Consider the following 12547-nt stretch of genomic DNA (forward strand, 5'->3'; position numbering starts at 1 on the left):
GTAAAACAATCAACTGGCGGTAACGCACAAGTTACCGTGTAAATTAAAGCTCATCTTTCATATCACAGCAATCACGTTGACATCTGTAGCGTTCCCTGAGCGGCGCGCCGCAATCTGTCCCTGACCGCAAGCCAGGGGGATGTATCAGGCGGAGCTTCAATAAGCAGAAAATCGAACCCTGCACTATCCAGGCTGCGTAGCGTCGAATAAAGTACTCGTGCATATTCATCAGCCTGCACGGGCATAGGCACAAGGGCAAAATCCCCTGTTTTATCTCCACCTGCATCACCCAATCCCAGTATAACTACCTTGCTTCCTTCAGTTGAGAGTTGGAATACTCTTTGCCACAACACTTCCGTCGCATGTAGCTCTAGCGGAGTTACCGGTGCATAGTGGGAAGCCAATGCCCCTGGAACACGTACTTCATGCCCAATCGGCTGGGTTATTGCTATAGACTGCCGAAGCACGTCTTCCATAGCTGAAACCAGAACTCCACCAGGTCTTAACAACACTGCTCTGCCAGTTACCAAACTGATTATCGAAGATTCCACTCCAACGCGGCATGGACCACCATCCAGCACCATACTCACTTGGGCACCCAGCTCATCGCGCACATGTTGGGCCTTGGTAGGACTCACCCGGCCAAAACGGTTTGCCGAAGGCGCCGCAACACCTCCACCAAACTCCCGCAGCAATGCAGCTGCAACGGGATGATCCGGGACACGCAAGCCGACAGTATCCTGCCCACCGGTAACTTCGTTCAATACCCGATTATGCCTCTGCAATATCAGGGTTAATGGCCCCGGCCAGAATGATTCTGCAAGTTGCCACGCTTCATCCGGGATATCTCGTGCCCAGCCAGACAATTGGGAAGAATCTGCAATATGAACAATAAGCGGGTGATCGACTGGTCGTCCCTTGGCTTCAAATACCCGACGCAAAGCCAACGGGTTGGCAGCATCAGCTCCTAACCCGTACACTGTCTCTGTAGGGAACGCGACTATTTCACCGGAACGCAGCAACTCAACAGCGGTGTGTATTGCATCCTGTGAAATAGTCTCTGTTTTCAAGGCACCAATCTGCCAAAAATCGGCTTTATTTTTTCTGTAGCACCAGTTTTTGCTTTACCAGCATCAGCTAACGACTTTGCTGAGACAGGTTCATGTAGCTTGCATTGCAGCAATACTTCTGCTGCGCGACCTCCGCTGCCCCATACCTTGATGCAACGCTCCACTTCTTGTCGCACCACATCGCGCACTCCAGCCATAGTAGCGGCGTACCCTTCAACACCGGCAAGCGCATTTTCCCGGATACGCTTTGCTGCAATATCCAGCAATGTGGTGCTATAGTTTACCTTGGCTGCGCCAAATCCGATCATGCGGCGCAGTTGATCGTCAGTAAAACCAACACTGTCATGTATCCCCAGAGGAATACCCACGGCTTGATTAATTTTCGAAAGTCGGGTGAAATCGTATTTATTACCGCCGCTGTTCATACGGTTGACTGATACAGCCAGACATCCCACACCAGCACGCTCCACATAGTATTTGGCTTCGAGAGGAGACGTCGATCCAACCGGGGAAGACTCCCCTCCATCATTTGCCTGTTCGCTTTCAAGCTGCCCAACCTGCCCCACTACCATTACGCCATGCGGCTCTGCCAAACCGACTACTTTTTGAGTGAACGACACATTTTCAGGTAACGGACGAGTAGAGGCATTAAAAACCACCCCGCCACAACCCATCTCAATGGCTGCTTGTGCAGCTTCGAGTGTATCTTCCACCTCAATCTGAAAAGCAACAGGAATAGACGCACGCTGCCCCATTTCTATCACTGCCCGTGCCAATGATTCAATATTATCCGTACCAGGATAAGATTTAGAAACACTCAAAATTATCGGGGCGCGCATACTCTCTGCAGCTTCCACGACACCTTCCAAAATATCCCAACCAGCTACGCCAAATGCGCCCACTGCATATCCATGACTATAGGCGTGGCTAAGCATGTCTTTCATATCAACCAATGGCATTACTTATCTCCCAAAAATCTGGCATTCAACATTTGCAAAGCAACTTCACTCGAACTGAACAGGTTTTCCTCTCCTTCGAGTTGCGTTAATCCGGCGCGGTCAAAAGTTTCTCGAACGGGCTTTTTAAGACTGCTGAACGCGAGTGTGACATTCGCGGCTTTCAGATATTGTGTTATTTCGCGGATTTTTTCTTCACCGGACGCATCGATACTGTTAATACCCTCACCCACCACCAGGATTGCCTTTGCATCTGGGTAATCAGCGCGGGCCTTCAGAATCACATCTTCAAAATGTACGGCATTCACAAAATCCAGTGAACCATCGTAACGCAAGGCTACAAAATTTGAGCTGACTGGTGTCACATGATGAGTCTTGATATCACCCAGACGTCCGTCCTGAAGACGGCCCAGGATCACTGCACGCGGTTCCATCTGACGTAGCATAAACAAAGAAATCGCCACACCAGCCCCCACCAATATACCCATATCAAGGTGAGGCGCAAAAAACAGCGTTGCAATAAATGTCACTATCGCTGCGGTTCCATCATGATGCTGGGTTTTCCAGGCATGGTGCATCGCTTTGAAGTTAATCAATCCTATCACCGCCAGCATGATGATGGCAGCCAGCACAGCCTGTGGCAGGTGATACAGTAACGGGGTTAGAAACAATAACGTGATCAATACCAGCAGCCCTGAAAAAACGGAGGACAATCCAGTAACCGCTCCAGCACCAATATTGACTGCTGAACGCGAGAATGAGCCACTGACTGGGAAAGACTGACTAAAACTGGCAGTAATATTGGCTAACCCCTGCCCGATCAGCTCCCGATTGGGATCAATACGCTCGCGAGTTTTTGCTGCCATTGCCTTTGCGATAGAAATCGCTTCCATAAAAGCCACCAGGGAAATCACCAACGCTGCAGACAACAAGGCACTAATGCTGTCCCAGTCAAAATGAGGCATTGCCAGAGTTGGCAGGCCAGGACGAACATTCCCGACCACTTCACCTCCTACTACAAGATGCACGCCCTTTGCATCTATCTTGCTGATGCGCCATTGTTCAGACGAAGCAGCGCCAGGGCCTTGTAGTGAGAGTTTAACATTCCCCAGATTATCGACTGAGGAAGCGAACATGTGGCGGCGCAACGCCTGAAAACGTTTCCTGTTTTCCTTTCTCCTATCAGTCAGTGTCAGTTCAATCAGATCGCGGCGGTAATCCACAGTAGCCATGTCAACAGTACGTGCAACCTGGCCATTCCCAGATTTTTTAATCACTGACCGTTGCTCAACCAGCGATTTTTCAAGTTCAGTTATCTCCGCTTCTACACTTAGATAGGTTTGTACTTCCGAGCGTATTTCAGGCGCTGAAAAGTGGCTGACTTCCGTACTCATTTTACTCTCGAAACCCATACTCCAACTCACCAGGGTCGTAATGGCAACCGTGATCAGCACGCCTGGTAATTTTGGCGCATAACGTTTAAGTAACAACATCAGAGTAAGCGCGCCCACTCCCATGAATAAAGTGGGCAGATGTGTATCGCCCAACTGCTGTACTACGCCCCAAATATCATTCAAGAAATGATCGCTTCGGCTCATCGAGACCCCTATGAGCTTATTGAGCTGAGACAAACCAATAATAATGGCAGCAGCATTCATGAACCCGATAATGACCGGGTGTGAAATAAGATTGACGAGGGCACCCAGTCGAAATACACCCAGACTCAGCTGAACCACCCCCACCAGAAATGCGAGCAGAATAGCCAGAGCGATGAACTGTTCCGTCCCCACAGCTGCTAATGGTGCTAATGCAGAAGCCGTCAGTAAAGATACAACAGCCACTGGTCCAGTTGCCAGCTGACTTGATGAGCCCCACAAAGCACCCACCATAACAGGCAGGAAAGCGGCGTACAGACCGTAATAAGCCGGCATTCCGGCAAGTTGAGCATAGGCCATGGACTGAGGTATCAGTACCAGTGCTACTGTCACCCCGGCGATGATATCTGCGCGTAAGGTTTCCCGACTAAGCGGGAGCCAACGCAAAAACGGGAATACTTTTTTAAAAGTACTAGTCACGCAATTTCTCCCTGACTGTTCAACAGAAAATCATGCGGGGTAATTTAGCAACTGCACAGCATTATCCTGCAGCGGGTATCCCGGAAAAACGCGACTGCAATGCCTGAAATGCAGTCTCCCTGGATTTAAATATGTTTTCTTCACCTAACAGGTCCGGCAAACCTGCACGCTCAAATTTTTCACGAACAGGCTGTTTGAGACTGCTGAATGCCAGGCTGACATTCGCTTTTTTCATATACTCGGCGATTTCGCGTATTTTCTCCTCACCTGAAGCGTCAATACTATTAATGCCATTCCCTATAACCAATATCATTTTAGCATCAGGAAATTCAGCATGTGCGCGCAAAATTACCTCTTCAAAGTGTGCCGCGTTCAGAAAGTCCAGCGAGCCATCGTAACGTACTGTAGCAAAGTGAGTGCTAAAGGGCGCCAGCGCATGCTCCTTCATGTCACTTAATCTGCCATCAGGCAACTGCCCCAGCATGACTGCACGCGGTTTCATCTGTCGCACCAGCAGTAATAGCACCGTAAGCCCAACCCCGATCAACACCCCATTGGCAATCGCTGGCGCCATTGCCAGCGTAGCTACAAAGGTAATCACTCCAGTCAACGCACCCAGTTTATCCACTTTCCACGCTACAAAAAGTGGACGTGTTTTGATAAGGTCGAACACCGACAACATCACGATCACTGCCAGCACTGCCAGTGGCAAGTGATACAGGAGTGAAGTAAAGAACATCAATACCAGCGCCACCGCTAGCGCACTCACTATAGCGAACATACCGGTGCGAGCCCCCATACGCGCCGCTACTGCCGAACGGGAGAAAGAGCCACTAACGACAAAGGAATGAAAGAACGAGCCGACGATATTAGCCAAACCCTGACCGATCAGTTCACGGCTAGGATTAATCTTTTCACGCGTCATAGCTGAAATTGCCTTGGAAATGGAAGTCGCTTCCAGAAAACCGATAAGCGCCATGACCAAGGCTCCTGGCAACAGCGCCATGAACAGATCCCAATGGATATGAGGTACAGAAAATGTCGGCAAACCAACTGGGATATTGCCTACCACGCGGCCACCACCAGTAAAGACAATCTGACCATCTTTGATCTTGCCAAAGCGCCAATTCGACTTTCCTTCTTGCCTGTCAGCCATAAACATATAAGTCCCATCAGCTTGCTCGATGCGTTTAAATTTGATCGCGTGCAATTCAACTCGGCGTTGATTGTTATCTGCCTTTAGTTTGATGATTTTCCGCCGCGCCAGATCAGCCTGGGCATTTAGCCCTGACTCAACTTCTTCTGAGTCCACGCTTTTTTTCAATTCACGCAGGTGCTGGTTGATGTCAGAAAGCTGTATTGTCAGAGCCTTTACCTGCTTTTCAGTTTCAGCATACATAAGTATTTCTGTCTGCGCTTGAGGACTGCCTACAGCCGATACCTGCACACTCTGATTGCGTTCGAAACCGATAGCCCAACTTGCCAGCGTGGTAATCACCACAGCAACCAGAATACCTGGAATACGTGGAAGAAAACGCCGCAAACCAAGCATGATTGCGGCCGTAGCCAGAGCAAACCCTATTGTCGGCCAATGTGCCTGCCCTATCTGGGCGACAACACGCCACAGGTCAGCCATGAACACATCACTGCGCGGAAACGGCACGTTCAGCACCTCGGCAAGTAAGGACAACCCGATTATCAGCGCAGCGGCATTGGTAAAACCGACAACTACCGGACTGGACAAAAGGTTGACCATCGCCCCCAGGCGAAGAAATCCAAGTATCAGCCGCAACACGCCTACCATCAGTGCCAGCATAAGGGAAAGCTCAATAAACTTATCACTGCCAGGCGTAGCAAAAGGGACAATAGTGACGGCAGAAATCAGCGCCAGCATAGCTACTGGTCCGGTGTGCAACTGGTTGGATGAGCCCCACATTGACCCAATAACCACGGGCAGAAGGGAAGCATATAACCCATACACTACTGGCAAACCCGCTAGTTGTGCATAAGCCATGCTTTGCGGTACCAGAATCAATGCCACCGTAATTCCGGCGACCAGATCAGCACGCATTTTTTCCTGAGTGAGCGGAAACCATCTTAAAAATGGAAACAATGTCTTCAAAATGGATTTCTTTTCGGTATTCATCGTGTCAATCCCATATAAAGCATAGGTAGTTTCTCCGGCAAGCGTTGAACGTGATCCACCACCATGTAATTCTTGGCACCAAAAATGCGCGATACGTACTGATCAGCTCTAGGGTCCAGGCTTAGGCAATAAGTTGAAACGCCGTTACGTGTTAGCTCCTCTACTGCTTTTTTGGCATCAAAACGCAGATATTGTGGATCGCGCACATCATTGTCAGCAGGTTCGCCATCTGTTATCACCAGCAGCAATTTTTTACTGCTGTGCTGCTGTTTCAGAATCGATCCTGCATGACGCATTGCAGCGCCCATACGCGTGGAAAGCTGCCCGCTCATGCCTGCCAGACGAGACTTTGCTTTATCGTTATAAGGCGAGCCAAAATCTTTATAGCGAAAATATTCCACATCGTGACGCCCATTGGAATCGAAGCCGTGAATCGCAAATGGATCACCGATCTTGTCCAAGGCGTCAGCCAATAACACCGTCGCTTCCCTTGCTAATTCCAGCACTGTGCTTTCGGAACCGAGTACGGCATCATTAGTGGATTCGGACAAATCAATCAGCAGCATCACTGAAAGATCGCGCACTTTGCGTACATTACGAATCATGATGCGCGGATCAGGCTGTTCACCCATACGCATTTCAATCATGGCGCGTACTGCGGCATTGATATCGATCTCATCGCCATCTTCCTGCTTGCGCAGACGCTGTACACCCTGCGGCTGCATAGCTTCAATCAGGTATTTAAGCCGCGCAACGATAGGTTTGTGCTTGACCACAATATCGTCAATCATTTGCAGTTCACCGGGCTTAGCACGCTTTTCCAGCACCGTGCACCAGTCGGGACGGTCCAATTGCATCTGATAATCCCACTCCGGATAATGGTAGGGATCAGGTGGCGGCTCACGACCTTCCTGCTGGTTGATACTGGTAGTTTCCTCATCGCGAAAAAATTCGCTGTTGAGCACCCAAATTTCATTAGCATCATCACCCGCGCCAGGCACATCAATCGCGTTAATCATTTCCATCACGCTAACGTACTTGCGGATTTGCTGTGTGGTCACACCGGCAACAACTTGCCCGGCTTCACGAATATCTTCGAACTCCCACATGTACTGATTGTCATCGCGGTAAAGAATATCAATCACATCATTAGACTGACTATAAATCACGCCCATGCCCTGCATTTCTTCCGCAAGGCGAATACCCATTTCGCGTACCCATTCCGTCACATTTTGCTGCGCTTTGTTTTCACTGAACAGGCGATAGCCAAGCATTACCAAAGGGTGATTATCACGATAATCTTCGTCCAACAGAATGCGTGCCAATCGCGCCATCAATCCCACAGCACTATCACCAGTTTGCGGGGTGGCCGTATGAAATGACAACCATGTTTGCTTAAGTCCCGGAAATTGTGCTACTGCCAACCCTTCAATGCGTGCATCTTCAATTAACCCGATCAGTACAACTTGCAATGCGCTAAGCCCGGTGCTATCAAATTGCTCAGTGGTATATACCTGATGGCATGCCGCATGTGCTGCACTGGCTCGGTAAAGATCAATACCGGGTATGCGTACTTCTTCACCAGTAGAAGAATCAAATACGAAATCATCGAAAGCATCGGGTAAATGAATAATATAACCGTCAATTGAAGGTCGATAACCTTCGCGCTGCTCAAAGTCACCGCTGGTTGGCCGCATAAAGAAATCACGCCCCCACAAGGCGCGCATATACATACCAATGCGTCGCTGCACATCGATGAACAAGGTCCCCTTGCGTTCTTTTTGCAACACGCCGATAGACTCAGGACTTTCCAGGCTGAAATATTTAAGCTGTCCATCAAAATTGGTTTTATGGGCCTGTGCACCCCACAACGCCCAGCGCCTTAACCCGCCCAATGTAAGCTGACCAAGCAGCGTACTAAGATGGTCCAGCATCGGACGAATTCCGCGTGGCGCTTGCGCCAGCAGCGTATCCAGCAAATGCAAAAATCCGCGAAACAACTCAGGATCACCAAGGCGTGCAGCAGCTACAGGACTGGTAGCAAAAATGGCAGCAATCACTGATGCGCTGGTCTTGGAATACATTTTGATTGCTGCGGCAAGCAGATCGCTCACCGAGTCTTCACCTAGCTCGCGCGCAACTGCAGGTGCATTTTGAATAAATGTCACGACCAGATCAGTACCACGACCTAACGATTTTAAACCGGTAGCACCTTGCAGATAATAGTTTTCCAGTCCACGTGGGCTGAACACGCGTGCTGCTTCACCCCAGGAGGCACGTAACACTTCGCCTGCATGCTCCCCAAGTTCGTCCAGAATATCCTGATATTTTTCAAGTTCAACCGACATAATCCTGCTCCGGATGGTGTGTTGCTTTAGTGAGTTGTTGTATGCAATGTAAGAAATACAAAACACGCAACTGACCCATTAAGGTGGGTAAACCCTTGGAAAACCCACCTGCGCGATACAAAACTCAGAAGAACGTGCTTACTGCTGCATCCAGCGCATCGCGCATATCAGGATCATCCGTAATCGGGCGAACCAGGGTCATGCGGCAAGCAGACATGGGATCCACACCACTGGCAATCAAACTGCCCGCGTAGATCAACATACGAGTGGAAATCCCTTCGTCCAGGCCGTGTCCTTTCAAATTGCGAGCGCGCTCGGCGATCGATACCAGCTTGCTGGCCACGTCTTGAGAAACCCTTGTCTCATGCGAGACAATTTCGGTTTCAATTTCATGGTCAGGGTAGTTGAAATCCAGTGCACCAAAACGCTGCTTAGTAGACTGTTTTAAGTCCTTCATCAGCGATTGGTAGCCTGGGTTATAGGAGATAACCAACTGAAAATCTGGGTGCGCCTGAATTAACTCGCCTTTCTTTTCGAGTGGCAGCACCCGGCGGGCATCAGTCAGTGGGTGAATTACAACGGTTGTATCCTGGCGTGCTTCGACCACCTCGTCCAGATAGCAGATGGCTCCGTGGCGCGCAGCAATGGCCAACGGACCATCTTGCCAGCGGGTTCCGGAAGCATCCAGCAGAAAACGGCCAACCAGGTCGGAGGCGGTCATATCTTCGTTACACGCTACGGTAATAAGCGGCTTGCCTAATTTCCAAGCCATGTATTCAACAAAGCGTGTTTTACCACAGCCGGTAGGGCCTTTCAGCATCATCGGCATACGGACTGAGTAGGCGGCTTCATACAGCGCTACTTCATCTGTTACTGAGCGGTAGTAAGGTTGTTCTTTAACACTGTATTGGCTAATCACGTCATTCATGATGGTTCCCTTTAAAGTTGGCAGCAAAACTGTCGACAACTTGCAGCAGGGGCATCTTCAATGACGCCTCTCGCTACTGCTTACCCACTGCCGACTGCATTTCGCAGTACATAATGATTTACAATCAAACTCTCAGTCTGGCCAGACACGGTCTGGGTGCAGCACGTTGGTTGAATTGGTTGAGCTAGCTGCAGGTTTTGTTGCTGCTACTTTTGTGGTTGGCTTGGCAGCGCTTACTGTTGCAGGTTTAGCTGCTGACTGAGCGTCAGACTTTTCCGCAATGGCAGGTGTCTTGGCTTGCTGCGCTTTAACCTGGCGTACACCTTGTGCAAGTTTGGATCCCATTTTTTTTACAGACATAAAACCTCCTCAATGATTGCTTCAATATCCGCCACAGCCTGCTGGCCACGCTTACCCATACCGTATACGCTCTGACCTTCTACTGCAGCACTGCGGTAAGCCGCGCGTCGCTGCATTCCGGCAACCAGCACCGGCACATCAAATTCCGCCACTGCTTCCCGCATATCCCTTGACAGGGCATTACGCGCTTCCAGTTGATTCAGTACCAGACAGGCCCGGAGATCAGGGTTGTACTGTCTGGCTTCATTTACTGCAACGGCCATATCCACACTGGCCCACAAATCAATCGGTGATGGCAACACCGGAATCAAGGCGAGGTGAGCAACGCGCAAAATCGCTACTATGGCATCACCTTGTACTGTCGGAGGACAATCCACCACCACATAGCGATGTTTACGCGACAATTTGCTAAGCACACCGGCAGGATTACCACCCAGCTGAGCTACCCCCGGCAATCCAGAATTACCTCCGCCCATTCCCACCCACTGGGTAATTGAGCGTTGGGGATCGGCATCCACCAGATGAGTAGAACTGCGTAATGCCAAACCCGCTGATAAATTCAGTGCCAGCGTCGTTTTACCGGTGCCGCCTTTCTGGTTAATCACTGCTATGATTCGGTTACTCATGTCCGCTCCATCATGGTTTTCTGCCAGTTATGGTGGGGTCGTATCGCTGGATCACACCGCGTTTAATTCTTTGTTTTCGTCACCAATGCTTGCATATCGGCAATAAAAGTAGAATTCATTTCACGCAATGCAGCCTGCCCTTCACCATCGATACTGATATTCGCGTAGGTTTTACCAAAACTCACGTCAGGATAGTAATCATCACGTTTCGATAATTCTGCCAGCTCATCCAGGAACTGACGGGTTTCAGCATAACTGCCAAAATCAAAACGTTGATTAAACTGTGCAACGCGTTCCTTACTGGCTGTTGAACCAGCATTCACATCTTTAGATTCCGTCATGATATGGCTCCTTTCTGAATTTCCATCAGCCCTCGATCCAGCTCACTCAAGTGACCCAGTTCGTCCTGCAAAATTTCAGCAAACAGCGACTGCGTCTCGCTATCGCGTATCCGTGCACAGTAGTGCGACGCTTCTTCATACAAACGAATCGCCTCAATTTCCAGCACACGATTTATCTGCAACATTTCTTCAACGCTACGCCCAGTTCGCACTGGTGGTAGCTGGGTGGCATTAGAAGGAATACCTAGCACCAGCATTCTTTCCATCAGACGTTCAGCATGAACCAATTCCTCATTCACATCCTCACGCATACGCGCACTCATGTCAGCCATGCCCCACAAACCAACCAGCTTGGACTGCATCAGGAACTGTTGCACTGCAGCCAGTTCATGACTGAGAGCGCGCGTCAGATATCCGCTTAAACGTGGGTCGGAATACATAGCCATACCTCCATTCGCCTTAAACGCCGTTTTTAGCTGAGATCACCTTCAATCATGCCCATACTGCCATCAGGTGTACTTGGCAGAATGTTCTCTACCTCGGAGTGCACGCGAGCAATAATGTGTGCTGCTACCAGACCGTCACCGACGCGTTCGCACGCATCTGCTCCGGCACGTACCGCGGCGTTTACCGCGCCGGTTTCGCCGCGTACCAGTACGGTTACGTATCCACCACCAACAAACTGACGACCTACCAGGCGAACTTCTGCCGCTTTGGTCATTGCGTCTGCTGCTTCAATCGCAGGTACCAATCCACGGGTTTCGATCATGCCTAATGCAACTCCGCTAACGTTTGCCATTTTCAGTACTCCTTCAGGTTCAATTAATTACAAGTTTTCTTTATGCTGATGCGCTTGGCAGAATGTTCTCTACCTCGGAGTGCACGCGAGCAATAATGTGTGCTGCTACCAGACCGTCACCAACGCGTTCGCACGCATCTGCTCCGGCACGCACTGCTGCGTTAACCGCGCCAGTTTCGCCACGTACCAGTACAGTTACGTATCCACCACCAACAAACTGACGACCTACCAGGCGAACTTCTGCCGCTTTGGTCATTGCGTCTGCTGCTTCAATCGCAGGTACCAATCCACGGGTTTCGATCATGCCCAATGCAATTCCGCTTACATTTGCCATTTTCAGTACTCCTTAACTAAGTTAAAAAAATTGCTCACTTGCTGTCACCAGCGTCCCATGCATCAATAATTCCGCATATTGTCAGATCGGTCATTGTTGCCCTGTCACCTGTGGCGATTCGTGCTGCTGAACCACCTGCCGTTATCACCCATTTCCCCGGAGGTACGCCTACCGGGTCACATGCCACGCTGAGTTTTCCCTGAACATCTTCCAAAACTCTCAGTGAAGTATTCTGCAATCCCGGTACTCGACGCGTCGCTACCAGTTCCGATACCACGCGCATGATTTCCATATCAACCTTCCGACCAGTGATCAATGATGCCAATGATGGTCAAATCACTGGGGAAGTCTTTGCTACCTGCTGCTTCACGAGCTGCAGAAGAACCAACACAAATTACCCAGTCACCCGCGATACAGCCCACAGCATCCACAGCAACCTGGCGCGGCCCGCCTACTTTCTCTCTCACCACCAACAGCGGACGGTGTCCCAGATCTTTGATCCTGTTGGTCGAAACCAGCGTTTTTTCCACCTGACAAATCTTCATCGCTCGCTCCTAAATCGTT

General features: G+C 50.0%; 14 protein-coding genes. All 14 read right to left on the minus strand.

The features are described from left to right. Positions 1–71: 71 nt before the first annotated feature. The 14 genes from EDC63_RS04770 to EDC63_RS04835 all read right to left on the minus strand — a co-directional run bounded on the left by EDC63_RS04770 (position 72) and on the right by EDC63_RS04835 (position 12528). Positions 72–1070 (minus strand): L-threonylcarbamoyladenylate synthase, encoded by a 999-nt coding sequence (locus EDC63_RS04770; protein ID WP_124948346.1) that lies wholly within the window; start codon positions 1068–1070, stop codon positions 72–74. Continuing rightward, positions 1067–2029, minus strand: a complete 963-nt coding sequence (locus EDC63_RS04775; RefSeq protein ID WP_124948347.1) for a class II fructose-bisphosphate aldolase — start codon at positions 2027–2029, stop codon at positions 1067–1069. The genes EDC63_RS04770 and EDC63_RS04775 overlap by 4 nt, the downstream gene beginning before the upstream one ends. Further along, complete coding sequence (locus tag EDC63_RS04780) at positions 2029–4101, minus strand: SulP family inorganic anion transporter (RefSeq protein WP_132920894.1); 2073 nt, start codon at positions 4099–4101, stop codon at positions 2029–2031. Before EDC63_RS04780 ends, EDC63_RS04775 begins: the two co-directional genes overlap by 1 nt. A gap of 61 nt (positions 4102–4162) precedes the next feature. Beyond that, positions 4163–6247: a SulP family inorganic anion transporter gene (locus EDC63_RS04785; protein WP_124948348.1), complete on the minus strand. Its 2085-nt coding sequence runs from the start codon at positions 6245–6247 to the stop codon at positions 4163–4165. Further along, positions 6244–8595 (minus strand): nitric oxide reductase activation protein NorD, encoded by a 2352-nt coding sequence (locus tag EDC63_RS04790; RefSeq protein WP_124948349.1) that lies wholly within the window; start codon positions 8593–8595, stop codon positions 6244–6246. The genes EDC63_RS04785 and EDC63_RS04790 overlap by 4 nt, the downstream gene beginning before the upstream one ends. 124 nt (positions 8596–8719) lie before the next feature. Further along, entirely contained in the window at positions 8720–9523 is an 804-nt protein-coding gene (locus EDC63_RS04795) for a CbbQ/NirQ/NorQ/GpvN family protein (RefSeq protein ID WP_124948350.1), read from the minus strand. Between the two features lie 132 nt (positions 9524–9655). After that, complete coding sequence (locus tag EDC63_RS04800) at positions 9656–9883, minus strand: hypothetical protein (RefSeq protein WP_124948351.1); 228 nt, start codon at positions 9881–9883, stop codon at positions 9656–9658. Then, positions 9874–10509: a ParA family partition ATPase gene (gene parA, locus EDC63_RS04805; RefSeq protein WP_124948352.1), complete on the minus strand. Its 636-nt coding sequence runs from the start codon at positions 10507–10509 to the stop codon at positions 9874–9876. The genes EDC63_RS04800 and parA overlap by 10 nt, the downstream gene beginning before the upstream one ends. 62 nt (positions 10510–10571) lie before the next feature. After that, on the minus strand, positions 10572–10850 hold the full coding sequence (locus tag EDC63_RS04810) for a hypothetical protein (RefSeq protein ID WP_124948353.1): 279 nt from the start codon (positions 10848–10850) through the stop codon (positions 10572–10574). Beyond that, positions 10847–11296, minus strand: a complete 450-nt coding sequence (locus EDC63_RS04815) for a ferritin-like domain-containing protein (protein WP_223248502.1) — start codon at positions 11294–11296, stop codon at positions 10847–10849. Before EDC63_RS04815 ends, EDC63_RS04810 begins: the two co-directional genes overlap by 4 nt. Before the next feature lie 26 nt (positions 11297–11322). After that, positions 11323–11649 (minus strand): BMC domain-containing protein, encoded by a 327-nt coding sequence (locus EDC63_RS04820; RefSeq protein WP_132920895.1) that lies wholly within the window; start codon positions 11647–11649, stop codon positions 11323–11325. Between the two features lie 40 nt (positions 11650–11689). Next, complete coding sequence (locus tag EDC63_RS04825) at positions 11690–11983, minus strand: BMC domain-containing protein (protein ID WP_132920896.1); 294 nt, start codon at positions 11981–11983, stop codon at positions 11690–11692. Between the two features lie 34 nt (positions 11984–12017). Next, positions 12018–12275 (minus strand): carboxysome peptide B, encoded by a 258-nt coding sequence (locus tag EDC63_RS04830; protein ID WP_124947089.1) that lies wholly within the window; start codon positions 12273–12275, stop codon positions 12018–12020. Position 12276: 1 nt separating this feature from the next. After that, complete coding sequence (locus tag EDC63_RS04835; protein ID WP_124947088.1) at positions 12277–12528, minus strand: carboxysome peptide A; 252 nt, start codon at positions 12526–12528, stop codon at positions 12277–12279. Positions 12529–12547: the final 19 nt, after the last annotated feature.

It is taken from the genome of Sulfurirhabdus autotrophica, assembly GCF_004346685.1.
In the GTDB taxonomy this organism is placed as follows: Bacteria; Pseudomonadota; Gammaproteobacteria; order Burkholderiales; family SMCO01; genus Sulfurirhabdus; species Sulfurirhabdus autotrophica.

Bases quoted from the DNA above. Each gene is read 5' to 3' on its own strand.
- EDC63_RS04775 (WP_124948347.1), bottom strand. From the start codon at position 2,029: ATGCCATTGGTTGATATGAAAGACATGCTTAGCCACGCCTATAGTCAT.
- EDC63_RS04785 (WP_124948348.1), bottom strand. From the start codon at position 6,247: ATGAATACCGAAAAGAAATCCATTTTGAAGACATTGTTTCCATTTTTA.
- EDC63_RS04790 (WP_124948349.1), bottom strand. From the start codon at position 8,595: ATGTCGGTTGAACTTGAAAAATATCAGGATATTCTGGACGAACTTGGG.
- EDC63_RS04795 (WP_124948350.1), bottom strand. From the start codon at position 9,523: ATGAATGACGTGATTAGCCAATACAGTGTTAAAGAACAACCTTACTAC.
- EDC63_RS04800 (WP_124948351.1), bottom strand. From the start codon at position 9,883: ATGTCTGTAAAAAAAATGGGATCCAAACTTGCACAAGGTGTACGCCAG.
- parA (WP_124948352.1), bottom strand. From the start codon at position 10,509: ATGAGTAACCGAATCATAGCAGTGATTAACCAGAAAGGCGGCACCGGT.
- EDC63_RS04810 (WP_124948353.1), bottom strand. From the start codon at position 10,850: ATGACGGAATCTAAAGATGTGAATGCTGGTTCAACAGCCAGTAAGGAA.
- EDC63_RS04815 (WP_223248502.1), bottom strand. From the start codon at position 11,296: ATGGCTATGTATTCCGACCCACGTTTAAGCGGATATCTGACGCGCGCT.
- EDC63_RS04820 (WP_132920895.1), bottom strand. From the start codon at position 11,649: ATGGCAAACGTTAGCGGAGTTGCATTAGGCATGATCGAAACCCGTGGA.
- EDC63_RS04825 (WP_132920896.1), bottom strand. From the start codon at position 11,983: ATGGCAAATGTAAGCGGAATTGCATTGGGCATGATCGAAACCCGTGGA.
- EDC63_RS04830 (WP_124947089.1), bottom strand. From the start codon at position 12,275: ATGGAAATCATGCGCGTGGTATCGGAACTGGTAGCGACGCGTCGAGTA.
- EDC63_RS04835 (WP_124947088.1), bottom strand. From the start codon at position 12,528: ATGAAGATTTGTCAGGTGGAAAAAACGCTGGTTTCGACCAACAGGATC.